Annotated in this window: 23 protein-coding genes and 1 pseudogene; 10 read left to right on the top strand and 14 right to left on the bottom strand. The window is 66.9% G+C overall.

Features of this window, described 5'->3' with window-relative positions; translation table 11 throughout:
- Positions 1-8: 8 nt before the first annotated feature.
- From ASG64_RS14520 to ASG64_RS14505, 4 genes are all read right to left on the bottom strand, one after another.
- Positions 9-1,100 carry an inositol-3-phosphate synthase gene (locus ASG64_RS14520; RefSeq protein WP_042573429.1) on the bottom strand — a complete coding sequence of 364 codons (1,092 nt, stop codon included), beginning with the start codon at positions 1,098-1,100 and terminating at the stop codon, positions 9-11.
- Entirely contained in the window at positions 1,093-1,731 is a 639-nt protein-coding gene (locus ASG64_RS14515; RefSeq protein ID WP_056074191.1) for a PadR family transcriptional regulator, read from the bottom strand. Before ASG64_RS14515 ends, ASG64_RS14520 begins: the two co-directional genes overlap by 8 nt.
- A gap of 133 nt (positions 1,732-1,864) precedes the next feature.
- The gene (locus ASG64_RS14510) at positions 1,865-2,677 is read right to left on the bottom strand and encodes a DUF1707 SHOCT-like domain-containing protein (RefSeq protein WP_056074190.1); all 813 of its coding nucleotides are present in this window, start codon (positions 2,675-2,677) and stop codon (positions 1,865-1,867) included.
- 6 nt (positions 2,678-2,683) lie between these two features.
- Positions 2,684-3,499, bottom strand: a complete 816-nt coding sequence (locus ASG64_RS14505; protein ID WP_056074189.1) for a DUF1707 domain-containing protein — start codon at positions 3,497-3,499, stop codon at positions 2,684-2,686.
- Between the two features lie 119 nt (positions 3,500-3,618).
- Between ASG64_RS14505 and ASG64_RS14500 the strand changes: the two genes are divergently transcribed.
- The 3 genes from ASG64_RS14500 to ASG64_RS14485 all read left to right on the top strand — a co-directional run bounded on the left by ASG64_RS14500 (position 3,619) and on the right by ASG64_RS14485 (position 8,475).
- Entirely contained in the window at positions 3,619-4,038 is a 420-nt protein-coding gene (locus tag ASG64_RS14500) for a DUF5318 family protein (protein WP_162245394.1), read from the top strand.
- A gap of 688 nt (positions 4,039-4,726) precedes the next feature.
- Entirely contained in the window at positions 4,727-6,820 is a 2,094-nt protein-coding gene (locus ASG64_RS14490; RefSeq protein WP_056074188.1) for a transglycosylase domain-containing protein, read from the top strand.
- Positions 6,821-6,882: 62 nt separating this feature from the next.
- Positions 6,883-8,475, top strand: a complete 1,593-nt coding sequence (locus ASG64_RS14485) for a glycosyltransferase family 87 protein (protein WP_056074413.1) — start codon at positions 6,883-6,885, stop codon at positions 8,473-8,475.
- Here the strand turns inward: ASG64_RS14485 and ASG64_RS14480 are convergent.
- The 7 genes from ASG64_RS14480 to ASG64_RS14450 are packed head-to-tail and all read right to left on the bottom strand — an operon-like array spanning position 8,438 to position 15,815.
- Positions 8,438-8,905, bottom strand: coding sequence for a universal stress protein (locus ASG64_RS14480; RefSeq protein ID WP_042573424.1), 468 nt, complete (start codon positions 8,903-8,905; stop codon positions 8,438-8,440). The genes ASG64_RS14485 and ASG64_RS14480 overlap by 38 nt on opposite strands.
- A 21-nt stretch (positions 8,906-8,926) precedes the next feature.
- Positions 8,927-10,153 (bottom strand): TerD family protein, encoded by a 1,227-nt coding sequence (locus ASG64_RS14475; RefSeq protein WP_235579594.1) that lies wholly within the window; start codon positions 10,151-10,153, stop codon positions 8,927-8,929.
- A gap of 46 nt (positions 10,154-10,199) precedes the next feature.
- Positions 10,200-11,036 (bottom strand): hypothetical protein, encoded by an 837-nt coding sequence (locus tag ASG64_RS14470; RefSeq protein ID WP_056074187.1) that lies wholly within the window; start codon positions 11,034-11,036, stop codon positions 10,200-10,202.
- A complete protein-coding gene (locus tag ASG64_RS14465) occupies positions 11,033-12,154 on the bottom strand; it encodes a cysteine protease StiP family protein (RefSeq protein ID WP_056074186.1) in 1,122 nt (373 codons plus the stop codon). The genes ASG64_RS14470 and ASG64_RS14465 overlap by 4 nt, the downstream gene beginning before the upstream one ends.
- Positions 12,154-13,425, bottom strand: a complete 1,272-nt coding sequence (locus ASG64_RS14460; RefSeq protein WP_056074185.1) for a phosphoribosyltransferase family protein — start codon at positions 13,423-13,425, stop codon at positions 12,154-12,156. Before ASG64_RS14460 ends, ASG64_RS14465 begins: the two co-directional genes overlap by 1 nt.
- Positions 13,422-14,594, bottom strand: coding sequence for an HpcH/HpaI aldolase/citrate lyase family protein (locus ASG64_RS14455; RefSeq protein ID WP_056074184.1), 1,173 nt, complete (start codon positions 14,592-14,594; stop codon positions 13,422-13,424). The genes ASG64_RS14460 and ASG64_RS14455 overlap by 4 nt, the downstream gene beginning before the upstream one ends.
- 15 nt (positions 14,595-14,609) lie before the next feature.
- A complete protein-coding gene (locus ASG64_RS14450; RefSeq protein ID WP_056074183.1) occupies positions 14,610-15,815 on the bottom strand; it encodes a hypothetical protein in 1,206 nt (401 codons plus the stop codon).
- 105 nt (positions 15,816-15,920) lie between these two features.
- On the opposite strand from ASG64_RS14450, the gene ASG64_RS14445 reads away from it, so the two are divergent.
- Complete coding sequence (locus ASG64_RS14445) at positions 15,921-16,496, top strand: TerD family protein (protein ID WP_027506015.1); 576 nt, start codon at positions 15,921-15,923, stop codon at positions 16,494-16,496.
- 175 nt (positions 16,497-16,671) lie between these two features.
- Positions 16,672-17,787 (top strand): DUF475 domain-containing protein, encoded by a 1,116-nt coding sequence (locus tag ASG64_RS14440; protein ID WP_042576328.1) that lies wholly within the window; start codon positions 16,672-16,674, stop codon positions 17,785-17,787.
- A gap of 72 nt (positions 17,788-17,859) precedes the next feature.
- Here the strand turns inward: ASG64_RS14440 and ASG64_RS14435 are convergent.
- The 3 genes and pseudogenes from ASG64_RS14435 to ASG64_RS14425 form a co-directional block, all read right to left on the bottom strand.
- Positions 17,860-18,096, bottom strand: a pseudogene (locus ASG64_RS14435) (LuxR C-terminal-related transcriptional regulator); the annotation flags it as partial.
- Positions 18,097-18,305: 209 nt separating this feature from the next.
- Positions 18,306-18,887: a GNAT family N-acetyltransferase gene (locus ASG64_RS14430; protein WP_042576327.1), complete on the bottom strand. Its 582-nt coding sequence runs from the start codon at positions 18,885-18,887 to the stop codon at positions 18,306-18,308.
- Complete coding sequence (locus ASG64_RS14425) at positions 18,884-20,260, bottom strand: glycosyltransferase 87 family protein (protein WP_056074182.1); 1,377 nt, start codon at positions 20,258-20,260, stop codon at positions 18,884-18,886. The genes ASG64_RS14430 and ASG64_RS14425 overlap by 4 nt, the downstream gene beginning before the upstream one ends.
- Positions 20,261-20,418: 158 nt before the next feature.
- Here ASG64_RS14425 and rpsF point away from each other — a divergent pair, with 158 nt between their 5' ends.
- The 5 genes from rpsF (at position 20,419) to ASG64_RS14400 (ending at position 24,682) form a co-directional block, all read left to right on the top strand.
- A complete protein-coding gene (rpsF, locus tag ASG64_RS14420) occupies positions 20,419-20,706 on the top strand; it encodes a 30S ribosomal protein S6 (RefSeq protein ID WP_042576325.1) in 288 nt (95 codons plus the stop codon).
- A gap of 81 nt (positions 20,707-20,787) precedes the next feature.
- Positions 20,788-21,336, top strand: coding sequence for a single-stranded DNA-binding protein (locus ASG64_RS14415; RefSeq protein ID WP_042576324.1), 549 nt, complete (start codon positions 20,788-20,790; stop codon positions 21,334-21,336).
- 42 nt (positions 21,337-21,378) lie between these two features.
- Positions 21,379-21,621, top strand: coding sequence for a 30S ribosomal protein S18 (gene rpsR / locus ASG64_RS14410; protein ID WP_027506021.1), 243 nt, complete (start codon positions 21,379-21,381; stop codon positions 21,619-21,621).
- Positions 21,622-21,635: 14 nt separating this feature from the next.
- Entirely contained in the window at positions 21,636-22,094 is a 459-nt protein-coding gene (gene rplI / locus ASG64_RS14405) for a 50S ribosomal protein L9 (RefSeq protein ID WP_056074181.1), read from the top strand.
- Between the two features lie 314 nt (positions 22,095-22,408).
- Positions 22,409-24,682 carry a SulP family inorganic anion transporter gene (locus ASG64_RS14400; RefSeq protein WP_056074180.1) on the top strand — a complete coding sequence of 758 codons (2,274 nt, stop codon included), beginning with the start codon at positions 22,409-22,411 and terminating at the stop codon, positions 24,680-24,682.
- Positions 24,683-25,070: the final 388 nt, after the last annotated feature.

Below are 25,070 nucleotides of genomic sequence, written 5' to 3'. Positions count from 1 at the left end.
CAGACCTGCTAGTTCTCGTCGGCTCCGACGATGAACGCCTCGAGCTGCTGACGGGCGACATCGTCCGGGAGCTGCTTCGGCGGGCTCTTCATCAGGTACGCCGACGCGGGGACCACGGGTCCACCGATTCCGCGATCCTGTGCGATCTTGGCGGCGCGGACGGCGTCGATGATGACTCCGGCCGAGTTGGGCGAGTCCCAGACCTCGAGCTTGTACTCGAGGTTCAGCGGCACGTCACCGAAGGCGCGGCCTTCGAGTCGGACGTACGCCCACTTGCGGTCGTCCAGCCAGCCGACGTGGTCCGACGGTCCGATGTGGACGTCCTTCGCGTTGAACTCGCGCTGCAGGTTCGACGTGACGGCCTGGGTCTTGGAGATCTTCTTCGACTCGAGCCGGGTGCGCTCGAGCATGTTGAGGAAGTCCATGTTGCCACCGACGTTGAGCTGCATCGTGCGGTCGAGCTGCACGCCGCGGTCCTCGAACAGCTTCGCCATCACGCGGTGCGTGATGGTGGCGCCGACCTGGCTCTTGATGTCGTCGCCGACGATCGGGACACCGGCATCGGTGAACTTCTTCGCCCACACGGGGTCCGAGGCGATGAAGACGGGAAGCGCGTTGACGAACGCGACCTTCGCGTCGAGGCATGCCTGGGCGTAGAACTTGTCGGCTTCTTCCGATCCGACGGGGAGGTACGAGACCAGGACGTCGACCTTCGCGTCGCGCAGGGCCTGGGCCACGTCGACCGGCTCGGCGTCGGAGATCTCGATGGTCTCCGAGTAGTACTTGCCGATGCCGTCGAGGGTCGGTCCGCGCTGCACGCTGACGGTGCTCGGGGGGACGTCGGCGATCTTGATGGTGTTGTTCTCACTGGCGAAGATGGCCTCCGACAGGTCGAAGCCGACCTTCTTGGCGTCCACGTCGAACGCGGCGACGAACTCGACGTCGCGGACGTGGTACTTGCCGAACTTCACGTGCATGAGGCCGGGAACGGACACGTTCTCGTCGGCGTCCTTGTAGTACTGCACGCCCTGAACCAGGGACGATGCGCAGTTACCCACGCCCACAATGGCCACGCGCACCGCAGTGCTGTTGTCACTCATGGTCGGGTTCTCCTTCTTTTCCGTATCGGGTGGCCCGAGCAGTCGTGCTGTCCGGGCGATCCACGACCGAGGTGTCGGTCGTGGTTGCGGGCGGAGGACTCTCCGAAGTGACCGCCATTGCCTCGGCAGCGATCAGTTCGTTGAGCCACCGCACTTCGCGCTCGCTCGACTCGAGGCCGAGCTGATGCAATCCGCGCGTGTACCTGTCCAGCGACCCACTTGCTCGGCCGATGGCGTCTCGGAGCCCCTCACGGCGCTCCTCGACTTGACGTCGCCTGCCTTCGAGAATCCGCATCCGCGCCTCAGCGGGGGTGCGCCCGAAAAAGGCCAGGTGTACGCCGAATCCATCATCTGTGTAGTTCTGCGGACCGGTGTCGACCACGAGCTCGGAGAACCGAGTCCGGCCGGCAGGCGTGAGTTCGTAGACGCGACGCGCCCGACGTTTGACGGTGCCCTGGTCACCGGGGTTCTCCACGATCAGCCCGTCCGCCTGCATACGACGCAAGGTGGGGTAGAGCGAACCGTACGAGAAGGCCCGGAAGGCACCGAGAAGGCCGGTGAGGCGTTTACGGAGCTCGTAGCCGTGCATGGGTGTTTCCAGAAGCAGGCCGAGGATCGCGAGTTCGAGCATGTGCGTCCTCCTTACCTGTCCGTCCCTGGTCCGCGTCACGATGACGCTCGTCGACTATAACCGCCACATGTATCGGCGCGATATATGGGGGTACACGTAACCCGCGAGCACAGTCACACGGCCTCGAGACGAGTCAGGGGCGGTAGGGCACGGTCCGGATCACGTCGCCCTCCAGACCGGTCTGCAGATATCCGCCGCGGCCGTCGGCGTCGGCGGCGTAGATCAGCAGTTCCGGGGTCCCCGTGTTGCGGGCGAGAACGTGTGTCACCGAGGCGCCAGGTCGCTCGACCGCCGCCGCGGCGGTGGCCATGGACTCGGCGAGTCGCGCGGTATCGACGAGGGAGAAGTCGAACGGCAGGTACCCGGCTTCCAGCGGATCGGTGTCCGCGGACACCGCGAATCCGCCGTCGACGCTCACATCGCGGGTACGGCCGTCCTCGACGCGGGTCAGGCTCGCACGTCCCTCCGCCGGGAACATGGTCAGATCGGTGATCATCGGGTCGGCGAAGCGCGCGAGGTAGCGGTCACGGAAGTCGGCCAGCCCGCCCGCCGTCGTGAAGTCGAACGGCACCGCCACGATGGGCTCAACCTTCTCCGCAGCGATCATGCCGGGCGACGGCGCGGTCGGGCCGGAATCACGGATCCCGAGCACCACCGCCGTCGTCACGACCGCCAGGACGACGACGGCCCCGAGCACTAAGGGGCGACGTCCCGTGGGTTCTTCTCGGACGGACGCAGGCTTCGGCTCCGGCAGCGGAACGTCGGCCTGCAGGTCACCCGCCAGGAGCTGAAGATCTCCCAGAGTGACTGCTGTCCGCGCACCATCGGTTCGCAGCCGGTGCTCGTCGTACGTCAATTGACCATCGGCATAGGCACTGTCCAAGGCTGTCGCGACGAGCGCGCGATCGATGTCGCGTGCCCGAGTGGCCCGGTGTACTCGACTCACGTCTACCTACTTCGCCGGATCGAACGGGTAGACGCGGAGGAAGTCGCCCGACAGTGTGGCGTCGAATCGACCGTCCTCGTTCGCGCCCTCGTCGCTCGCATACAGACTGATGGACGCACCGCTCTCGTCGGCGCGGAGGAAGAGGTACATCGACTCGATGTGATCGATGTTCAGGCTTTCGCCGGCGCCCAGAACCAGCCCGCCGAGCACGCCGGGGCCCAGGTCGGCGAGGTCGACGGTCGCCGCGTCCCGGTCCCTGTCCGCGTCGTCGGACTGCCTCCACTCACCGTCGCGGTATTTATAACGCTGTTCCCGACCCGGATTGTCGGGACTCGGCGCGCTCAGCAGCGCGTACTCGGGATAGAACATGAGCTCGTCGACGACGGTGGTTCCGAGCAATGCTTCCGTCGACGCCACGATCTCGTCCATCGCGCGGGGTTCGAGGTAGCCGGCCGGGCCGTAGGTTCCGGTCGCGCTCTCGTCGGACGCACAGGCCCGGACACCGACGAAGACCACTGCGCCGACGGCGACGAGCACTCCCCACCGAACGAACGCACCGATAATGCTGGGTCGACCTCGTCGCGAGAGCGAGGCCACGGCAGCACCGGGTGACGCGATCGGCGCGAGATCCGTCTCACCCTGCAGGTCGTCGATCAGATAGTGCAGGTCCGCGAGCGTCGCCGCGTCGGTGGCGAGAGCGATGCGTGAGGAGTGCTCCTCCGCGTCGATCTGACCCTCCGCGAGCGCGAGGTCCAACGCGGCGCACGCAGCGACTCTGTCCTGGTCACGGGCGCGGATCGCCAGGGAACCCTTCAGCGGCATCGGCAGATGATAGGTGCGTTCACGGGTTTCCGACAGAGGTGGCTCGGCGCACTCCTCACAGATGGCCGGTGCGGGGTTGGCCCCCACCCCTGTCCGCGGGCGCACGTACTCTGGTCACCGTGCGATCACAACGGCAGGTGGTGGACTACGCGTTGCAGCGCAAGTCGCTGCTCGCCGAGGTCTACTCGGGACGAACGGCGATGGCTCAGGTCTGCGACGCGGACCCCTACCTGCTCAGGGCGGCCAAGTTCCACGGTCGCCCGTCGACGGTGGCGTGCCCCATCTGCCGCAAGGAGCAGCTCACGCTGGTCTCCTGGGTGTTCGGAGACAAGCTCGGCACGATGAACGGTTCTGCACGTACCGCGGAGGAACTTCTCCGGCTCGGTGCGAGCGAGGAAGAATTCACCGTTCACGACGTCGAGGTCTGCCGCACCTGCAGCTGGAATCACCTCGTCCAGTCGTACGTGCTGGGTGTCGTGCCGGCTCCGGGGCGCCCCCGAACACGTTCGACGAGTCGCCGACGCACGGCCAGTGAGTGACGCGGGTCGGTAGTCGGCGGTACCGTCCGTCGGTGGCATCGCCACGATCCGGACAGGACTGCCGCCCGACCCTCTCGATGTGGTCTTCGAACCCCGACGCGCAAGCGCCGTTCACGCCGAACGGCCCTGTGCGTCCCGACAGTGGAGTACGTCAGTGAGTTCCCCCTACGGCAATTCCCGAGACGACCGTCCAGAGCGACCCTCGGCACGGCACGGTCGCCCCGACGGTCCGGGAGAGCCACCACAGCGCGGGCGGCCGAACATCGAGCCGCCTCGACCTCCGCAGCAGCGACCCTCCGGGCCGCCTCCCCCGCGCGCTCCGAGGATGGATCCCCCCAGCTGGCCGCCGCCGGAGCGCGGCCGGCCCGCAGGCCCCGCGTACGGGACGGGCAGCAGGCCCTCGTACGACGATCGCGGCCCGGACACGACGCAGATCCCGCCGACCGCGCCGCCGCCGGGCTCCCGAGCTTTCTCGCAGCCCCGGCCGTACACGGACAGTTACGAGTCGAGCGACTCACCGCGATCCCGACCCTTCGCGTCGCATTCACGCGACGACGCGGACACGGGTCCGGATCGGTTCGGTGGAGGACCCACCGAACCGCCATCAGGAGGTAGTGCGACGAAGACGAAGAAGAAGTCGAAGTGGAAGGTCGTCCGGCGCTCGCTGTACGGCTTGATCGCACTCGGCATGGTCGTTCCCATCCTCGTGTTCATGGTCGCGTACGTCATCGAGGACGTTCCGCGTCCCGGTGACATCAAGACCAACCAGGTCGCCACGATCCTCGCGTCGGACGGCACGTCCGTCCTCGGCACGGTGGTCCCTCCCGAGGGCAACCGCACCGACGTCGAGATCGGGCAGATTCCCGAGCACGTGCGTAACGCGGTGCTGTCCGCGGAGGACCGCGACTTCTATTCGAATCCGGGCTTCTCCGTCACCGGTTTCGCCCGCGCGGCACGCGACAACGTCCTCGGACGTGACAGCGCCGGCGGCGGATCGACCATCACGCAGCAGTACGTGAAGAACGCCCTGGTCGGGTCCGAGCGGACCCTGACCCGCAAGATGCGCGAGTTGGTCATCTCCTCGAAGATGGCTCGTCAGTGGACCAAGGACGACATCCTCGCCGCCTACCTCAACACCATCTACTTCGGCCGAGGTGCCTACGGCATCGCCGCGGCGTCGAAGGCGTACTTCGACAAGCCCGTCGAGCAGCTCAGCGTCGAGGAGGGCGCGGTCCTGGCCGCGACCATCCAGCAGCCGTCGGGTCTGGATCCGGAGAACAATCTCACGGGTGCGCAGTCCCGGTGGAACTACGTCCTGGACGGCATGGTCACCATGGGTGCGCTCGACCAGACGCAGCGTCAGGCCATGCAGTACCCGCAGTGGCGACCGCTCGCCTCCGTGGACAGCGGTGACGCCGCCGACGCCGGTCCCAACGGCCTGATCAAGAACCAGGTCCTCAAGGAGCTGACAGCGTCGGGCATCAGCGAGCAGGACCTGAACACCGCCGGCCTGCAGGTCACCACCACGATCGACCCGAGGGATCAGCAGGCAGCCATCGATGCCGTGAACTCGAACATGGAGGGCGAGTCACCGGAGCTGCGGACGGCGTCGGTCTCGATCGACCCGCGCACCGGTGCGGTCCGTTCGTACTACGGCGGAGCGGACGGTCGAGGCTTCGACTTCGCGCAGTCCGGCCTGCAGACCGGATCGTCGTTCAAGGTGTTCGGACTCGCTGCCGCGCTCGACCAGGGAATTCCGCTGTCGCAGATGTACGACAGCTCCCCGCTGACGGTCAACGGCATCTCGATCGGCAACGTCGAAGGCGAATCGTGCGGCACGTGCACCATCGCCGAGGCACTGAAGCGATCACTGAACACCAGCTTCTACCGCTTGCAGCTCAGTCTCGACGGCGGCCCGCAGGCCGTTGCCGACATGGCGCATCGCCTCGGCATCCCCACCGAGGTGGAGGGCATCGGTGAGACCCTCACCGAGCCGAACGATGCAGGCCCGAACAACGGCATCGTGCTGGGTCAGTACCAGTCCCGCGTCATCGACATGGCCAGCGCGTACGCGACGCTCGCCGCGTCGGGCACCTATCACGCTCCGCACTTCGTGCAGAAGGTCGTCACGGCCGACGGCACGGTGCTCCTCGACCGCGGCGCCGAGCCCGGCGAGCAGCGCGTCGACCCGAACGTCGCCGACAACGTCACCGCCGCCATGCGTCCCATCGCCGGGTACTCCAACGGCCACAACCTGGCCGAGGGTCGACAGTCCGCAGCGAAGACCGGAACCGCGCAGCTCGGTGACACGGGCGAGAACAAGGACGCCTGGATGGTCGGGTACACCCCGTCACTCGCGACCGCCGTCTGGGTGGGTACCGAGCAGGGACTCCCGTTGCAGAACAGCTACGGCGGCCCCATCTACGGCTCGGGGCTCCCGTCCGACATCTGGAAGGACACCCTCGACGCGTCCCTCGAGGGCACTCCCGTCGAGACCTTCCCGGCACCGGGCGCCATCGCAGGACAGGCCGGTGTGCCGCAGTACTCGGCACCCGCCGCGCCGACTCGGACCGCCGCTCCGGTGACGACGGTGGAGACACCGACGTCGGAGGCTCCCGAGCCTGTGGCGCCGCCGGTGGTCGTACCGTCGCAGGTCGAGATCCTGCCCGGCATCACGATCCCCGTACCGGGGCTCGCGCCCGCGGCGACGACCCAGCCGACGCCCGAGACGGCGCCGGACGACGGGGCGACGCCTCAGCCGGCCGCACCGCCGGGCCGATAGGGGTGCCGGGTAGTCCGGAGGACGGTCGTGATGGACCGGGTGGTCCTGAGGACGAGGAGCTCTTGGCCAGTCCGGGTGAGCTGGCGCGTGATCGCCGGTCCGCTCGGAGACGGGACCGCCCGAGTCTGACGGATCCGATGGTCGGGGAATTGTCCTCGGTGGTCGGCGGTCCCATCGGCAAGCACGCGCTGGTCGGGCGCCAGCGTCACATCACGCCGCTGCGCGTGATCTTCGCGTTCACGGTGGTGTTCCTGGCTCTCGGATGGTTCGGCAAGGCGGCGTGCATCCAGCAGGCCCCCATAGGCCCCGGCGGGGAGCTGGGTCTGGACTGGAGCGGCAGCCGGCAGTACGTCGCGATGTGTTACTCGGACGTGGTGCCCCTGTACGGCGCGGAACGCCTCGATCAGGGCGCCTTCCCGTACAAGAAGTCATGGGAGGACACAGGTTCCGACGGCTCGACCATCACGCGGTACATGGAGTATCCGGTGGTGGCCGGCATGTACCAGTACGTGTCGATGCAGATCGCGCACGCGTGGTCGGCGGTTCCGTGGCTCCCGCAGGCGCTGACGGTGGCGCTGTACTTCAACGTGGTGGCGTTCGGGTCCGCACTCGCGTGGATCGTGACCATCTGGGCGACGACGATGCTGGCGGGACGCCGAGTGTGGGACTCCGCCCTGGCCGCGTGCTCACCGCTCGTCATCGTGCACGTCTTCACCAATTTCGACGCTCTCGCAACAGCATTCGCGGCGGGAGGCATGCTCGCATGGGCGCGCCGCCGCCCGGTGCTGGCGGGCATCCTGCTCGGCATCGGCGGCGCCACCAAGCTGTACCCGCTGTTCCTGCTGGGTCCGCTCCTGGTGCTGTGTCTGCGTACCGGCAACCTGCGTGACTGGACTCGTACCGCGGCCGCGGCCGTTTCGGCGTGGGTTCTGATCAATCTTCCGATCGCACTGCTCTTTCCGCGGGGGTGGTCGGAGTTCTTCCGCCTGAACTCCGACCGTGGTGCCGATCCGGACTCGATCTACAACGTCGTCCGATCCTTCACCGGCTGGTCGGGTTTCGACGGTCCGCTCGCGCCCGGTGAGAAGCCGGTACTCCTCAATCTGGTCACCGCGGTGCTCTTCATCGCCGCGTGCGCTGCCGTCGCCTACGTGGGGATGACGGCGCCGAGGCGCCCGCGCCTGGCGCAACTCGGATTCCTCGTCGTCGCGGGCTTCCTGCTGACGAACAAGGTGTGGAGTCCCCAGTACTCGCTGTGGCTCGTCCCGCTCGCGGTGCTCGCACTCCCGCATCGTCGAATCCTGTTGGCGTGGATGACGATCGACGCGCTGGTCTGGGTTCCGCGGATGATGTACTACCTCGGAGTGTCGAACAAGGGACTGCCCGAGCAGTACTTCACCACCACGGTGGTGTTCCGCGACCTGGCGGTCGTCGCGCTCTGTGTCCTGATCGTCCGGCAGATCTACCGTCCGGTGGACGACCTGGTCCGCAGTAGTGGCGACGACGACCCGGCCGGCGGCGTCCTGGACGGAGCGCCCGACAGCTACCCGGCATGGGTCCCCGCCTCTCTGCGTCCACGTCCCGTCGCGGTGCCTGTTCCGGAACACGTGCCGGCACCTAGGGCACCACGGTCACCGGCCACCGACCCAATTTGACCAGGCGCACGGCGACGGACCCGAAGATGCGGTGACCCGCCGACTCCGAGGTTCCCACCACGATGGCGTCGGCACGCAGTTCGTCGCCCACGGCCGCCAGTCCCATCGCAGGATCACCGCGGAACGTGCGGAACTCCCAGTCGACGTGCTGGTGCTCGCCGAACCGCACGACGTGGTCCCGGATCTCTCCGAGCAACTGGTCGGCGACCTGGGTACCCGAGTCGTAGACGACGCCGCTCGCCTGCGCGAAGGCGCCGGCGGCGAGAGTCTGCACATAGACGAGAACGAGTTTCGAGTTCTGCCGTCGTGCGGACCCCGCTGCGTAGGCGGCGGCGCGCCACGACGAGTCCGTACCGTCGAGCCCGACGACGATGAGCTTGGGGCCGTCGACGCCGTACTCGAAACCGGTAGATTCGTTTGACGAGGTCACGATCTCAGAGTACGTCCGGCCTCAGGACAAGTACGGGCGGAGCTGCGGAAGCGCCTCTCCTGCGTGCTTGGCGTTGATGCCGTCACCGATGGCCTGGAGCTTCCACTCACTGCCTGCGCGGTAGACCTTCGCCATGACCAGGCCCGTGAACGGCATCCCGCCCTGCAGCGTGAAGCGGGCGAGCTCGGTGTTGATCGTGTTGTCGACGAGCCTGGTGAACGCGTTCGCCACCTGCTCGAACGTCTGACCGCGGTAGGAGGTGACGATGAAGACGATGGCGCTGATGTGCGCGGGCACCCTGGTCAGGTCGACGGTGATGACCTCGTCGTCGCCTTCGCCCTCACCGGTGAGGTTGTCACCCTGGTGGACGATCGAGCCGTCCTTCGACGTCAGTTGGCCGAAGTAGACGACGTCGGCGTGCTTGTCGCCCGAGAACATCAACGCCGACGCGTCGAGGTCGATGTCCGCGCTGCGGCCGCCGCCGAAGAAGCCCGCCTTCTTGATGGGGTCCCAGCCGAGACCCATGCGGATGGCGGTGAGGGCGACGCCACCGTCCTTCTTCAGCGTCACCTTCTGGCCCTTGGACAGGCTGACCGGGCGCGACTTCGTGAGGCTGACCTCGGGCGGCCCTGTCGGTGCGGGTGTCGGCGCACTCGCGACCGGTGCCGGTGCCGGGATGGGCGGCGGTGTGGGGGCAGGAGCCGCAACCGGTGGCGCAGCGGGGGCCGGTGCCGAAGGAGCGTCGTCGACGGACACGCCGTGATCGCGCACCAGCGCCTCGAACCCACCGGCGTATCCCTGGCCGACCGCACGCACTTTCCAACCGTCGCCTCGGCGGTAGAGCTCGAGGGCGATCACGATGGACTCCGAACTGAGTCCGTCGATCGTGTACGAGTACAGCGTCGATCCGGTTCCGCCGTCGATGACGTGCGCAGTAGGGGCGGAGGAGCGACCGAAGCTGCTCGACGCGTCGTCGAGGGTGATGACGACGCGGATCTGGGTGATGTCGGACGGAACGGATGCGAGCGTCACGGCAACCTCGGCAGGACCGTTCTGACCCGGGACCAGCTGTACACCGGGGCCCGTCGGCTGGTTGAAGAAGACGAAGTCCGCGTCGGAACGGACCTTGCCGCTGTCGGTGACCAGCAGCGCAGAGATGTCCGCAGGTGCTGTCAGCTCGAGGCCGATGCGAACGGTGGCGGTGGACAGCGGTGCGTTCTGTCCCTTGGTCAACGGCTGTGCAGACACGAATCGTCCTCTTCCACATGCTCGGCTACATCGGGTGCGTGAAACTTCAGCGTACGTGGCGCAATGTCCGATTCAGGTTCGCGTGGAACCAGTCCAGGATCTCCTCGCTGGCCGGGCCGCCGGAATGCTCGGTCACCATCAGCCCCGGGGCCTGCCACTGCAACAGTTCGAGCTCTCCGTGCCGGGGTCGGATCGCGGCGTCGGCGCTGCGCAGCATCTCCGCGTCCAGTGCACCGTCCCCCGCGGCGAGTACCGGCGTCGCCGGATCGAGAGTGCCGTCGTCGATCAGTCGTCGTCGAACCTCGGCGATGGCCCGCGACTTACACACCACGTCGGGCATCGCGTAGATCTTGCGGCCCTGCTGCGACACCCCCCACCCCCGGTGGGCGCACCATCGACCGAAGCTCTCGACGAACGTCGCCGGCATCGTTGCGACGTCGACGACCAGGTAGCAGAACAGGTCGTCGGCGGTGCGCTGCTTCAGAACCCACGAATCGTCGCCGCGCCGGCGCATCTCGGCCGTCACCTCGTCGAGGGGGGCGGCAGTGTCGGCGACAGCCTCGTCCACGGCCGCACGCCACTGGCGGTCGGGTTCCCCGTCCACGAGAATCGAGGCGCCGTTCGTCGTGATCGCGTGACGCCACGGCGCACCGGGGAGTGTGATGCGTCGGAACTGTTCGACCGTGCGGGTCGTCGTCGGAACGACTGTCGTCGCCGCGGCCAGCTCGGCGAGGAGATCTGCTGCCCGGACCGTCATGAAGGACAGCGGGGCACCCTCGTACATCTCGACACACTGCACCTCGCTCGATCCGCCCTCCGCCAGCGCAGCACGGCTGTAGATCATGGTGCGGTCCAGGTCGGTCGCCACGAGTGCGGTCGTCATTCGGTCCGGCTTCCCACGTCGCGGATCAATCCCATGCAGGCATAGGCCAGGTCGGGCACGACGTCGACGGGAACGCCGCGCGACGATGCCAGCATGCGGATGTGCCGATGGTCGGGGGCATCGGCGTCGCGCACGAGGATCCGCCACGGTACTCGGCGCAGCAGAACCCGAGTAGTCTCTCCGACACCGGGTTTGACGAAGTTCACGGTGGTGATGCCGTACTCGGCCCGTACCTTTTCGACCGAGGCCCAGCCGCTCCACGTCGGAGTCCGGTCCGACCCCTGCACGGTTTCGACGCCGGTCGTCACGTCCGCTCGGACCGCCGGGAAGCAGTCGGACACTCTGTCCAGCAACCGGTTCGACACGTCCGACGACGCGAGCTCGGAGTAGAACTTCGCTCCGTGGAACTCGCCGGGGCCGATCAACTCGTCGTTCAGGACGGTGCGGGAGACCAGCCCGGACACCGTGGAGTTCAGACAGGCCGACGCGATGAGGAAGTCGTCGCGTGTTCCGTAGGTGGTGACGCAGTGGCCGGGATCGGCCAGTACTGCCAGCCTGTCGTCGAAGCGTGCGCCTCCGGCGTGGTGATACGCCTCGAGTGCGGCAGAGAGCTCCTTGGCGATGGCTCCCTTGCCGGTCCATCCGTCGACGAAGACCACGGACGACGGATCGTGGGCACGCGAAAGATAGTCCAGCGCTGCGGTATCGATGCCGCGGTCCCGCACGATGGACACGGCGTAGTGCGGCCAGTCCAGGCCGTGCACGGCGCGCGCCCACCGACGCATGAGGATTCCGATCGGGGTTCCGGCTCGGGCGAGGGAGGCGAGCACCAGGTGCTCGCCGCGCTCGGCGATCAGCAGGTCGGTGACGACCCCCACGGCAGTGGCCAATCGTGATGCGCTCTCCTCCAGCACCGTGTCGAACAGATCCCGGTAGGCCGCGTCGGGTTGGTACTCGACGGGAAGAGACTCCGCGTAGTGGGCATGCCCCGACTGGATGCGGCTCTCGCGTGACTCGGTGTCGGCTTCCAGTGCGACATGGGACAGGTCCTGCAGAAGCCAGGACACCTCGTCGGCAGCGTAGGAACCGAAAGCGGGCCCGTGCAGAGGCGTCGTCATCACGCTCGTCCGATCAACGAACTCGGATCGGAATGGACGACAGCGACGGTGACGTCGATGCCGGCGCGGGCCAGCGCATCCACCAGACCGTCGGGACCGACGAGCTCGGCGGTGTCGGCGGGAGTGTCCACCACGAGCAGCACCGGTGTCGGCGAGTCCTCGTCGGCGACGCGGGCGTTGTACAGGTGCCGACGCGGTGCGCTCCCGGATTCCGGTGCGACGAAGGAGAACCCGCGTCGCAGCGGGTACCCGGGCACATCGAGCACGTACGCCGGTGATCGTGTGGTGGTCTGGAACAGGGTGGGCGTGCCTCGGTCGGCCAGCGCTCCGGCGATCCGCAGCGGCAGGTACATGAACTCCTCGTGTCCGACGACGACGAGAGGTTCGGGGCCGACGCGGGTAGCGAGGGTATCGGCGACGGCAGTCAGCGCGTGCTCGAAAGCAGCGGCATCGGTGCATCGGAACCCGTGCCGACCACCGTCGGGAACCCCTGCGGGCCAGTCGATGTCGATGCGGGTCACCGAGCCGGCGCTCACCGCGTCGGGACTCTCGGGGGTGGGCGGGAGCGCCGCGACGGTCTCGACGATGTCGTCGGGCAGGTGCACCGTTCCGGTGGCGAGGGAGACGGAGTCGATGATGACGCCCATCTCGGCCGCGGCCTGCTCGGTGGCACGGCGATGTGCGCCGGTGCGCATGTCGACGAGCGAGGCGATCACGTACCGCGCGCGCGGCGACATGGCGTGCAGGGCTCGGACGGCTTCGAGAGCCGTTGTTCCCGTCGATATCTCGTCGTCGACAAGGACCATCGGGATGTGGGGCGGAAGGTCGAGGTGTGCATCGGCCGGGAGGAGAAGGTGATTCGTCGCATGCGAATGCCCTTCCTCGAACGTGCCGTACACCGGGAAGCCGTCGACCGGTCTGCGGGTGGAGTGGAGGTAGCTCGTCGCTCGTAATCGCGTCGCCACGCAGTGGCCCAGGCCGGTCGCCGTCTCGGCGAATCCCAGGACCACGACACCGTCCTCACTGCCGGTGAGGACGTCGGCGCAGAGCGATCCGAGCAGTTCGCCCGCCGCGATGACGTGCGCGGGTTCCTGCGGGATGTGCTTGCCCAGCACGGTGGATACCAGCAGGTGGGCGCGCTTGGGATTGCGTCGCAGTCCGGGTTGGACCAGATCTCCCACTCGCATGCCGACCGACGAGTTGCCGTGCTCGAGAACCAGTCCCAGTTCGGCTGTCGCCCAGGGCAGTAGCCGGTCCACGGGCCGGCTCATGCGACGTTCCCGCGCGGTCGCGCCAGTGCCTGCATGACGTCGACGAACGAGACGTTCTCGGCGGTCACGCCGAACACCGCGGCGCGGCGCAGTGTCTGTTCGGCCCACGGTCGATGCGGGCCGATCTCGTTCATCTTGTTGCCGTAGCCCGACGCCATGACGCCGCCGCCCCTGGTCGCCGACGCGATGGCCTGCGCGTCTTGGTATTCCTCGTGCGTCACGACCGACAACGAGTGCACGGCAGCGACGTGCGACGGGTGGATCACCGTCTTGCCGTGCAATCCGTTGGCCCGATCGAGCGCGACTTCGCGGAGCAGGCCGTCGATGTCGCGGCTGACCAGCTGCTGGCGGAAGCGGACGGCGTCGTGTTCGGCGAACGGGGTGGCGCGCAGCATCGGCCGGAACAGACGTTCGTGGTCGGCGAAGTACTCCCACACCGGACCGGTGACGACGAAGCCGGTGCCGTCGCTGCGGCCGAGATGATTGACGACGGCGCCGATGGTGTCGGCGACGACGCGGACGTCGTAGATGGTCAGATCGCGGTCCCGGCGGATACCGAACGCGCTGCTCATGTCGGTCGCTCCGATGCGGACGGCGAGAACCGAATCCCGGTGCCGTCCCAGCACCTCGCGGGCACCGATCAGTTCGTCGTCGCGTGATTCGCGGTAGACCACCTCGGGCGACTCCACCACCGGCATCACCACCAGGTGTCGCCCGGATGCGGCGGAACGCTCGGAGACGCTGCGGAGGAACGCCTCTCCGCTCTCGGGCCGGAACTTCGGTAACACGAAACCGGTGAGGACCTCGAGACCCGGGCCCAGCCGGTCGCACACGAAGTGCATGTCGTCCTCGGTGCGCACGCGGACGAACACGGCAGCGTCGGGCGGTGTGTCCGCCAGCTCGTCGAGCGCCGCGATCACGGCAGCCCGGGCGATGTCGAGGTCCGCGTCGGCCACGGCGTCCTCGAGGTCGAGCACCATCGACCGCGATCCCTCCGCGGCGCGCTTCGTGACGGTCGCGACGAGGCCGGGCCGCGTCGCCGGGATGTAGAGGGTGGCCCCGAGCGCGAGCGCCCTGGTCCTCATGTCACTCGACTCGTCGACCTGTTCGGGAGGCCGGTGGAACAAGTAGTCGAGGGTAGCGGGCTCCAGATGAGAGAAGTGCTGCACTGCAACCCTTTCTGTTCACGTATGGCCGTGTCGACCGCGAATGCGATCGACCACACCGGAGATGAAGTCACCGATGGAATCGAGTTCTCGGAGGTACGCCCAGTAGTCGGGCCGCCCCGTACCGAGCGCCCGGGTGGCCCGCTCGATGCGTGCGAGCTGAGCATCCAGCACCGAACCCCATTCGGCAACCATTCCTCGGTCCACCACCAGGAGTTGCGCATCGCGCAGTCGGAAGCGCACGCGCTGCTCGACCGACGCCGGGTCGTCCCGGACCTCGCGGAGACGCGCCAGCCGGCCGGTCACGGCTTCGATGTCGGCTTCCGCGTCGGCCAGGTCGGCGCGCGCGGCCGTGATCAGGTCCAGGGCAGTCTCCGGGTTCCCGGCTCCGAGGGCGTCGGCGGCGGCATCTATGTCCCGAGTGGCAGCGGCGACGTGGGCGTCGCAGTTGTCCCGAGCCCTGGCCAGATCGTTCGAGCTGGCCGCGACGAACTCACGGAGCAGTGCGGAGTAGGCCGGAGCGATGTTCTCGGCCTTCGTGCCCACCGCCTGCAGCCGGGTGCGTACCGACGCCAGTGCCGTCGTCGCAGGCCTGGACTTGCCGGGTGCCTCGGCGAGGGCTGTCCGGAGGACGTCCGACGCGGAACGGGTGTCCGCGGCCGCGCGGGTCACGGCAGGTCCGCTGCCCGTGGCCTCCGCACGTTCCAGCGCTGCCAGGGCTGCGTGCACACTGCCTACGCCGGCGACGACCGACGGGTAGCGGTGATGCGGTTCGGATCCGGTGACGGCGGAGAGCGCGGTGTTCGCCGCGGAGCGCGCGTCCTGAGCGAGCCGGGGGACGGCCGCGTACTCGCCGATCGCATGCTCGAGACGGGCTCGGTAGTTCTCGTAGAAGCGGTCGACGGACGCGCTCGCTGCCGCGAGCTGGGCGATCGCGGTGGCGAAGGCGTCGTACGCCGTCTCGGAGGCGTCGGACTCGGGACGCTCGGTCGCCGTCAGATAGGACGCACCCGCGGCGAAACACTGCTCCTCGACGCTGCGCCACTGCGTCCGGAGGCCGTCGTCGGATCGCCCGAGGCGTTCCAGTGCGTCCACCCCGGACGACGCGATGGACTGCCGCTTGTCCATGTCGAGGAATGTCGTGACCGTGTCCGCCCTGATGCCGGCGACGGCATCGAGTCGCGCCTTGCCGCGGCTCAGGCGTCCCGGCCAACGGTGTGTCACGTCTGCGATGCTACCGACGCCGTATTTCTTCGACTTCCGGGAACGCGCGCAGCCGCCGGGACGTTTGCGGTATGAACAACCGAAGCAACCGAAAGGACACTTCTCATGGGCGTCAGCTTGACCAAGGGTGGCAACGTCTCCCTCACCAAGGCCGCACCCAACCTCACGGCCGTCTCGGTAGGCCTCGGGTGGGACATCAGGACGACCACCGGCACGGACTTCGACCTCGATGCCAGTGCCATCGCGCTGGGCACGGACAAGAAGGTTGTCAGCGACCAGCACTTCGTGTTCTTCAACAACCTCAAGAGCCCGGACGGCTCGATCGAGCACACCGGTGACAACACCACGGGCGAGGGTGACGGCGACGACGAGGTCATCAACGTCGAACTCTCCGCCGTTCCGCCGAACATCGACACCATCAACTTCCCCGTGTCCATCTACGAGGCGGACGCCCGGTCGCAGTCGTTCGGTCAGGTCCGCAACGCGTACATCCGCGTCGTGGACAAGTCCAACGGCACCGAGTTGGCGCGCTACGACCTCAGCGAGGACGCCTCGACGGAGACCGCCATGGTGTTCGGCGAGCTGTACCGCAACGGCGCCGAATGGAAGTTCCGCGCCGTCGGCCAGGGTTATGCATCGGGTCTGGCCGGAATCGCCCGCGATTTCGGAGTAAACGTCTGACCCCTCTGTTGGAGTAATGTCCCGTTCGACGGGGTATTTGCCTCCGGCACCGGAGAGTGTTGCTCGTCGTCACCGTGGTTGTCCCGCGGGCGGCGCCGCGACACTCTCCGTTGTCTGTACGGGGTCGAACCTCGGCCGTGCACCTTCGAACGTCAGCAGAGAAAGGCCACACGCCGTGGTTCTACGAATATTCGGGTGGTCCTTCGCGATCACCGCCGTGTCCGTTGTCGTGGCATTCATCTACGGCAGCTGGGAAGCCGTAGCGCTGGTGTTGATCCTCGGAATCCTCGAGGTCTCGCTGTCCTTCGACAACGCGGTCATCAATGCGACCGTCCTGCGGCGGATGAGCGAATTCTGGCAGAAGATCTTCCTCACCGTCGGCATCATCATCGCCGTCTTCGGTATGCGGTTGGTCTTCCCGTTGGTCATCGTGTGGGTCGCGTCGGGTCTGGGCCCGGTCGCCGCACTACGCCTCGCGCTGAACCCCCCCGCCGACGACGCCGCGTACTTCCCCGACGGCAGCCCGTCGTACGAAACCCTGATCACCGACGCTCACCCGCAGATCGCGGCGTTCGGCGGCATGTTCCTGCTGATGCTCTTCCTCGGCTTCATCTTCGAAGAACGCGAGCACACGTGGCTCTCGTGGATCGAGAAGCCTCTCGCGAAGGCCGGCAAGCTCGACATGGTCGGCGTCATCGTCGCCGGCATCCTGCTGGTCCTCACTGCGGAACTGATCGCGGAGGACGACAAGATCTCCACCGTCATGGTCTCGGGCGTGCTGGGCATGGTCACCTACATCGCGGTCAACGGGCTCGGCAACCTCTTCCACGTGCCGGGCGAGGACGACGAGGAGGAGGCGAGCAGCGGACCGTCGGATCTGGCGAAAGCCACCGGTAAGGCCGGCTTCTTCCTGTTCCTCTACCTGGAGGTTCTCGACGCGTCCTTCAGCTTCGACGGCGTCATCGGCGCGTTCGCCATCACCGCCGACCCCATCATCATCGCGTTGGGCCTCGGGTTCATCGGCGCGATGTTCGTCCGGTCGCTGACGGTCTACCTGGTCCGCAAGGGCACGCTCGACGACTACGTCTACCTCGAGCACGGCGCGCACTGGGCCATCGGCGCACTGTCGATCATCCTGCTGGTGTCCATCGGCGTGCACATCAACGAGATCATCACCGGACTGGTCGGCGTCGTCCTCATCGGACTGTCGTTCTTCTCCAGCGTGCGGCGCAATCGCCGACTCGCGGCCGAGGGGCATTCCGACGAGGCCAAGGTCGACATCACGGGCTGACCCCCTCACGAGAAGAGCCGCCCGGCGTCGCACATGCGAGGCCGGGCGGCTCTTTCGTCGGTGTGGGGTGGGTCAGAGTTCGTCGATGTCGACGAGTCCGTCCTGCAGCGCCCTGGCCACCAGGGACGCCTTGGTGGGGGCGGGACGTCCGACAGCCGCGTACTTCTGACGGATGCGCGTGAGGTGGGTGTTGACGGTTCCGAGGGAGAGGAACAGGTGTGCGGCGACGGCCGGCTTGGAATCGCACCGGAACCAGCTGACCAGGACCTCGATCTCGCGGACGGTCAGGTTCGGGCGAGGAAGACCGGTCTGCTCGGCCGAGTCGGGTGTGGTTCTCGCGCCCGGATTCGTCATGGTGGCCATAAGTTCTGCTCTCGTTTCCCCGGAACCGGTCAGCCGACCGGTTGTGTCCCATGTTCTACACCGATCAGTCGGTTTTGTCACCGGCAGACCATTGTCGTTCCGAGCATGGCCGGGTGGTGTGAAGATTCTGCAAAACACACAGGTGGGGCGCGCACTCAGCCGCGCAGGCGTGCACGCAGCGCGTCCGCGGCGGCGGGCCACTCGTCGTCCGTCATGGAGAACAGTGCCGTGGTGCGCCACGAGCCGTCCGGGCGCGCCCGGTGCTTCCGCAGCAGGCCCTCGAACTGCGCGCCCAACTTGGCGATGGCCGCGCGTGACTGCGCGTTGTTCGAATCGGTGTGCCACTCGACCCGCACGGCCGCACGCGGACCGAAGGCGTGATCGAGGAGCAGGTACTTCGATTCCGGGTTGATCCGCGTCCCCTGGGCCGACCGCGACAACCAGGTGTACCCGATGGCGAGGCTGCGGTTGCGGTGGTCGACCTGGTAGTACGACGTCGTCCCCACGGCGACGCCCGTGTGCGCGTCGCGCTGCAGGTAGGCGATTCGCGCGGGATCCGCGAGAGCCGTGTCGATGTACGCGGCGGCACCGGCACGGTCGGACACGACGGCGCCCGTCCACCGGAAGATCTCGGGGTCGTCCGCGGCGGTGAGCAGCTCGTCCGCGTGGTCGGTCCGCAGGGGCTCGAGGTGCACATGATCACCGAGCAGCGGAAAGGTCTCGTCGGTCGCACTCATGCGGACACCTCGGTGATTCGGGGGGACGGGGGATCGACGACTCGGACGGGCGACTCGGAGTGTCGTCGTTCGCGCGACCGAGCGAACAGCACGATCAGCACCACCAGCAGGGCCGCACGACCCCACACCCCGACCAGGACGACGTTCTCCTCCGTCGAGGCGTCACTGCCGCTGGACAGCGCCGCGAAGTACTTGAACACACCGATTCCCATGACCAGGTCGGCGAGCAGATACGCGGTCACCACCTGCCACGGGATGCGGAGCAGGACGAAGAACGGAACGAGCCAGAGCGTGTACTGCGGCGAGTGCACCTTGTGGAACAGCAGGAACGACGCCAGCATCACCGCGCTGATCTGTATCCACGGGTATGTGCCCTCCGTTCCGTAGCGGCGCCAGCCGAACCACAGTGCAGCGGCGAACGCTGCCAGGACGAACATCGGTGACAGGACCGACACCATCGACTGGTAGGCGGCCTCGTTCGCCTCGCTCGTCTCGGGCGATGTGGACGGTGTCGCGTAGAGGACGCGCAATCCCCAGTACCAGATCGAGTTGGTGGTGATGTCCGCCTCGCGCATCTCCTGGAAGGCGAACGACGCACGCCAGCCGTCGTATCCGAGGAGGGCGAACGGCAGATTGACGGCTGCGACGACCGCGCCGGCGACAGCGACGACGGCGGCGGCGCCCCGGACGTCGAGCCTGCCCGGAACGGCGAGCTCACGTCCGCCGCGTCCGCCGACCAGGACGAACAGCGCGAGTGGCAGGACGAAGGCGCCCGGATAGAGCTTGAGGCAGAACCCCACTGCCAGTAGGGCTGCCGCGAGGCATGCGCGCACCCGCAGCGGCCACGTCGTGGACATGACGTAGACGGCGCCCACCGCGGTGGCCACGACGGGCAGCTCCCAGTTGTGGAACGCGTAGAGGATCAGTGCCGGTCCTGCGGACCACAGCAGCGCGATCGAGCCGACCGTGCGGCCCAGCATCCAGGCCGTCAGGGCGCCGAACGGTGCGAGCAGCACGGCGGAGTAGAAGAGGAACTGAGCATCGGTGTGGCTGGCGAGCCCGCCGATCCACATCAGGATCCCGCTGAGCACGGGGTACTCCACGGTGCCGCCGATCAAGGTCCCGTCGGCGGAGATGCCACCATTCAGATACGGGAAGATGTGCTGGTCGATACCGCGGTCGAGCCAGAGGAACTGGATGTCCGAGTAGCAGACGGACGAGTCCTTGATCCGGTCGAACACCAGGCTGCGGCCTGCCTCGTCGAACGGCGCTCCGGTGCAGCGGGCCTTGTTCAGGTAGCCGAGAATCATCGTCACCACGGACACTGCGGTGACGACCGTCGCGGTCGCCACACCTGCACGGCCCGTGGTCATGGGGACAAGACTAGGTGCCGTGGCTCCCGCACCGTGAATGCCGACGATTTCGCTCTGGGTGTTCTCCCGGGTACCCTGGACCGGTTGCTGACGCAACGACCCTCCTGTCACGGATCGTCCGTGACCGTTTCACAGTCCATAGGAGGTGATGAGGTCTTATGCGTCATTACGAACTGATGGTCATTCTCGACCCCAATCTCGACGAGCGCACGGTCGCCCCGTCGCTGGATACGTTCCTGAACGTCATCCGCAAGGACGGCGGCAAGGTCGACAAGGTCGACGTGTGGGGAAAGCGCCGTCTCGCCTACGAGATCGACAAGCACGCGGAAGGCATCTACGCGGTGATCGACATCAACGCGGAGCCGGCCACGGTGTCCGAACTCGACCGCCAGCTGGGCCTGAACGAATCGGTGCTCCGCACCAAGGTTCTGCGCCGCGGCAAGTGATCCGTATCTGTCACCGTATCGCCCTAGGCTGACGGCAACAGAGAAAGATCATGCGCTGACAAGGCACGAGAAAGAGGAATCATGGCAGGCGAAACCGTCATCACCGTCGTCGGGAACCTGACGGCCGATCCCGAGCTTCGATTCACCCCGGCAGGTGCGGCGGTCGCGAACTTCACCGTCGCGTCCACACCCCGCACCTTCGATCGCCAGAGCAACGAATGGAAAGACGGCGACGCTCTTTTCATGCGGTGCAACATCTGGCGTGAGGCTGCGGAGAACGTCGCGGAGTCCCTGACCCGCGGCGCACGAGTCGTCGTGACGGGCCGGTTGAAGCAGCGTTCCTACGAGACGCGTGAGGGCGAGAAGCGCACTGTCGTGGAACTCGAAGTCGACGAGGTCGGCCCCTCCCTGAAGTACGCGACGGCCAAGGTCAACAAGGTCAGTCGCGGCGGCGGTGGAGGAGGCGGCAACAGCGGCGGCGGGTTCGGTTCCTCCGGTGGATCGGGTGGTGGCTCGTCGAGCCGTCAGTCCGGTGGCAGCTCGGGCGGCGACGATCCGTGGGGCAGCGCTCCGCAGGCATCGGGCTCGTTCGGCGGCTCCCGTGGTGGCGACGACGAACCTCCGTTCTGATTCTTCACCCACATGCAGTGAACAAAGATTCGGAGTTTGTACATGCCTAAACCGCCATTGCGCGACAAGGTGATCAAGAAGAAGGTGTGTGCCTTCTGCAAGGAAAAGAACACGTCCATCGATTACAAGGACACGACACTGCTGCGTAAGTACGTCAGTGATCGCGGCAAGATCCGCGCTCGTCGTGTCACCGGCAACTGCGTCCAGCATCAGCGGGACATCGCCATCGCAGTCAAGAACTCGCGTGAGGTAGCACTGCTGCCCTACGCGGCGACTGCGCGATAAGGGGAAAGGTAACCATGAAGCTCATCCTCACCGCTGATGTCGACAACCTCGGCGTTCCCGGAGACACCGTGGAGGTCAAGGACGGCTACGGCCGTAACTTCCTCCTGCCCCGTGGGCTGGCCATCGCGGCCACTCGCGGAGCACAGAAGCAGGTCGAAGGCATCCGCCGCGCCCAGGAAGCTCGCGCCGTGCGCGGGCTCGACCACGCCAACGAGCTCAAGCAGGCCATCGAGGCCCTCGAGTCCGTGACTCTCGCGGTGCGTACCGCGGGTGGTTCGGGCAAGCTCTTCGGCTCGGTCACCGCAGCCGACGTCGCCGCCGCGCTCAAGAGCGCCGGCGGACCCGTCGTCGACAAGCGCAGCATCGAACTGCCGAAGTCGCACGTGAAGTCCACGGGCAAGCACCGCATCTCCGTCGCGCTGCACCCCGACGTCACCGCGGCGTTCGACCTCGAGGTCACTGCCTCGGAGTGATATCCCTTCTCGACCACGAAGACCCCGGCTGTTCGCAGCCGGGGTCTTCGTGCATTTGCGTGCATTCTGTTCTCTACACCCGCTGCATTCTTCGCGCCATTCACAGCCGATTTTTTATGCTCGGCGAGTGTTTCTGCCGGCACTTTCTGGTGCAGTGCCCAAACATCGTGTGAACGCGGTCTCGATCCACCTCCAGGGTCTGCAGTGCTCCGAAAGCCTTACGTACCCTTTGGGAAGTCTTGACTCATTCGTCGAGCATCCCTGATGACGTAACCGCACAGACAAACACCCACGTGTCGCCTGGAGGTTCACTCGTGACTGCACAACTCGACCGACCATCGTCCGACGATCCGCCCGTGTCCCTGCAGCCGAATCCGATCCGCGATCGTGTGGCATCCGTCCTGAGATACGACGTGCCCGCCTCCCTGGTGGTGTTCCTCGTCGCGGTCCCCCTCTCCATCGGTATCGCGGTCGCGTCCGGCGCCCCGGTCATGGCGGGGCTCATCGCCGCCGTGATCGGTGGCATCCTGGCGGGGCTTCTCGGAGGCTCACCCCTTCAGGTCAGTGGCCCGGCCGCCGGACTGACGGTCGTCGTCGCCGAGTTGGTCGCCCAGTTCGGATGGCGCGTCACGTGTCTCATCACGGTGGCCGCGGGCGTTCTACAGGTCGGTCTGGGACTGAGCAGGATCGCTCGCCAGGCGTTGGCCATCTCACCCGTGGTGGTGCACGCGATGCTCGCGGGCATCGGTATCACCATCGCGCTGCAGCAGATCCACGTTCTTCTGGGCGGTGACAGCAAGAGCTCCGCGATAGAGAACATCACGTCGCTCCCGGCGTCGCTCGTCGATGCGGAACTCGCGTCCGTCGCCATCGGTGCAGTGGTCGTCGCCCTGATGCTTCTGTGGCCCCGCGTCAAGGGTCCGCTGGGCAAGGTGCCCGGTCCTCTCGTCGCGGTCGTCGCCGGTACCGGTCTGTCGCTGGCCCTCGCGATGGATGTCGAACGAATCGACCTGCCCGGCAACCTGATCGACGCCATCGAGCTGCCGCTCCTGCCCGAAGGGCAATGGATGGGATTCGCGACCGGTGTGCTCACCATCGCGTTGATCGCCAGCGTCGAGTCCCTGCTGTCCGCAGTCGCCATCGACAAGATGCACTCGGGTCGGCGCACGAACTTCGACCGTGAACTGATGGGACAGGGCGCCGCCAACATGGTGTCCGGTGTCGCCGGCGGCCTTCCGGTGACCGGAGTCATCGTGCGCAGCGCGACCAACGTCAAGTCCGGTGCACGCTCGCCGGCTTCCGCTGTGCTGCACGGTGTCTGGGTCCTCGTCTTCTCCGTACTGTTCATCGGTGTCGTCGAGCTGGTGCCGTACGCCGCACTCGCAGGTCTGTTGGTGATGATCGGTGTGCAGCTGGTCAAACTCGCCGACATCAAGTCGGCGAAGCGGACCGGTGACGTCGCCGTCTACGCCGTGACCGTCGTCGGTGTGGTCGCGCTCAACCTTCTCGAGGGTGTTCTGATCGGTCTGGCCCTGTCGGTGCTGCTGGTTCTGCGTCGAGTGCTCTGGGCGCGTGTGCGTTCCGAGGAAGTGGGTGCCGACTCCTGGAGGGTCGTCGTCGAGGGTTCGCTGAGCTTCCTGTCGCTTCCGCGCCTGACCCGTGTGCTGCAGGCCGTCCCGGCCGGCCGCTCGGTCACCGTCGAACTGGTCGTCGACTTCCTCGACCACGCGGTCTACGACGCTCTCCACGAATGGATCCGGCAGTACGAGGCCACCGGCGGCACCGTCGTGGTGGACGAGGTCGGCGCTGTCGACATGGAGTCGGCCACCGAGGGTCCGCCGAAGCGCCTGCCCAACCTCCTCTCCGCTCGTACGTTCATGCCCTGGTCGCAGTGGCAGACGGTGGACAGCCATTCCGGACCGTTCACCGCCGACGCTGTCACCCCGGCAGCGCTGCGGCCGGTCCTGGCCGGCGTGGAGGAGTACCACCGCCGGAGCGCGGACTCCATGCGTCCGCACCTCGAGAAACTGAGCGAGTTCCAGGACCCCGATACCTTCTTCCTGAGCTGCGTGGATTCACGGGTGATGCCCAACACGATCACCAGCGCAGGCCCCGGAGACCTGTTCACCGTCCGCAACATGGGCAACCTGATCCCGGTGGGCGCCCCGGACACGTCGCTGGAAGCGGCACTGCACTACGGAGTCGACACGCTGAACATCAGCTCGATCGTTGTGTGCGGTCACTCCGGCTGCGGAGCCATGCGGGGATTGCTGGCCGGTGCCCACGACGGTGACGGGGTCGTCGCCGACTGGCTGTCACACGGCCGTGCGAGCCTCAGTGCGTTCCGCAGCGGGCACCCTGTGGCTCGGGACGCGGCAGAACTGGGCTTCTCCGACATCGACCAGTTGGCGATGGTGAACGTCGCCGTACAGCTGCAGACGCTGTCCCGACACTCCGTGGTGGGCAAGGCCTCCGCGGAGGGTTGCCTTCGCGTCGTCGGCTTGTTCTTCGACATTCCGACGGCGCGCGTCCTCCTTGTCGACGCGGCCTCCGTGACCGAGCTCCGGGAGCCGATCGACGCCGGCTGAACCACCGACCGACCCTGACGGGCGCCGCGACGCACTGTGCGTCGCGGCGCCCGTGTCGTGTGCGCCCTCGGACGTAGATGTCCGGCGTGAAACGAGCCGCGGTGAGTGTGCCGTGACGGTTTTCCGGACCGGATCAGAATTCGCTGGCCGTTTACCACCGGTTACCGAGATGTGAGCTGCGTCATGTTGATAAGTGCGGCCGTCCGAGACCTGACACGCCCGACATGTCAACTCGGCGGGACACGCCGAGGCCGCATTCATCCACAGACGGTCAACAATCGAAACGGCTCTGACGTGCGGCGACACTCACTGTGATGTTGTTGGTCCCCAGGTTCTGCACAGGTGGTCAACACGGCGGTCCTGCGGTATCCCCAATTGCTCCACAGGT

Source organism: Rhodococcus sp. Leaf247, assembly GCF_001426185.1.
In the GTDB taxonomy this organism is placed as follows: Bacteria; Actinomycetota; Actinomycetes; order Mycobacteriales; family Mycobacteriaceae; genus Rhodococcoides.
Note: the sequence above shows the minus strand (reverse complement) of the source record. Positions and strands in the feature narration are given on the sequence as shown.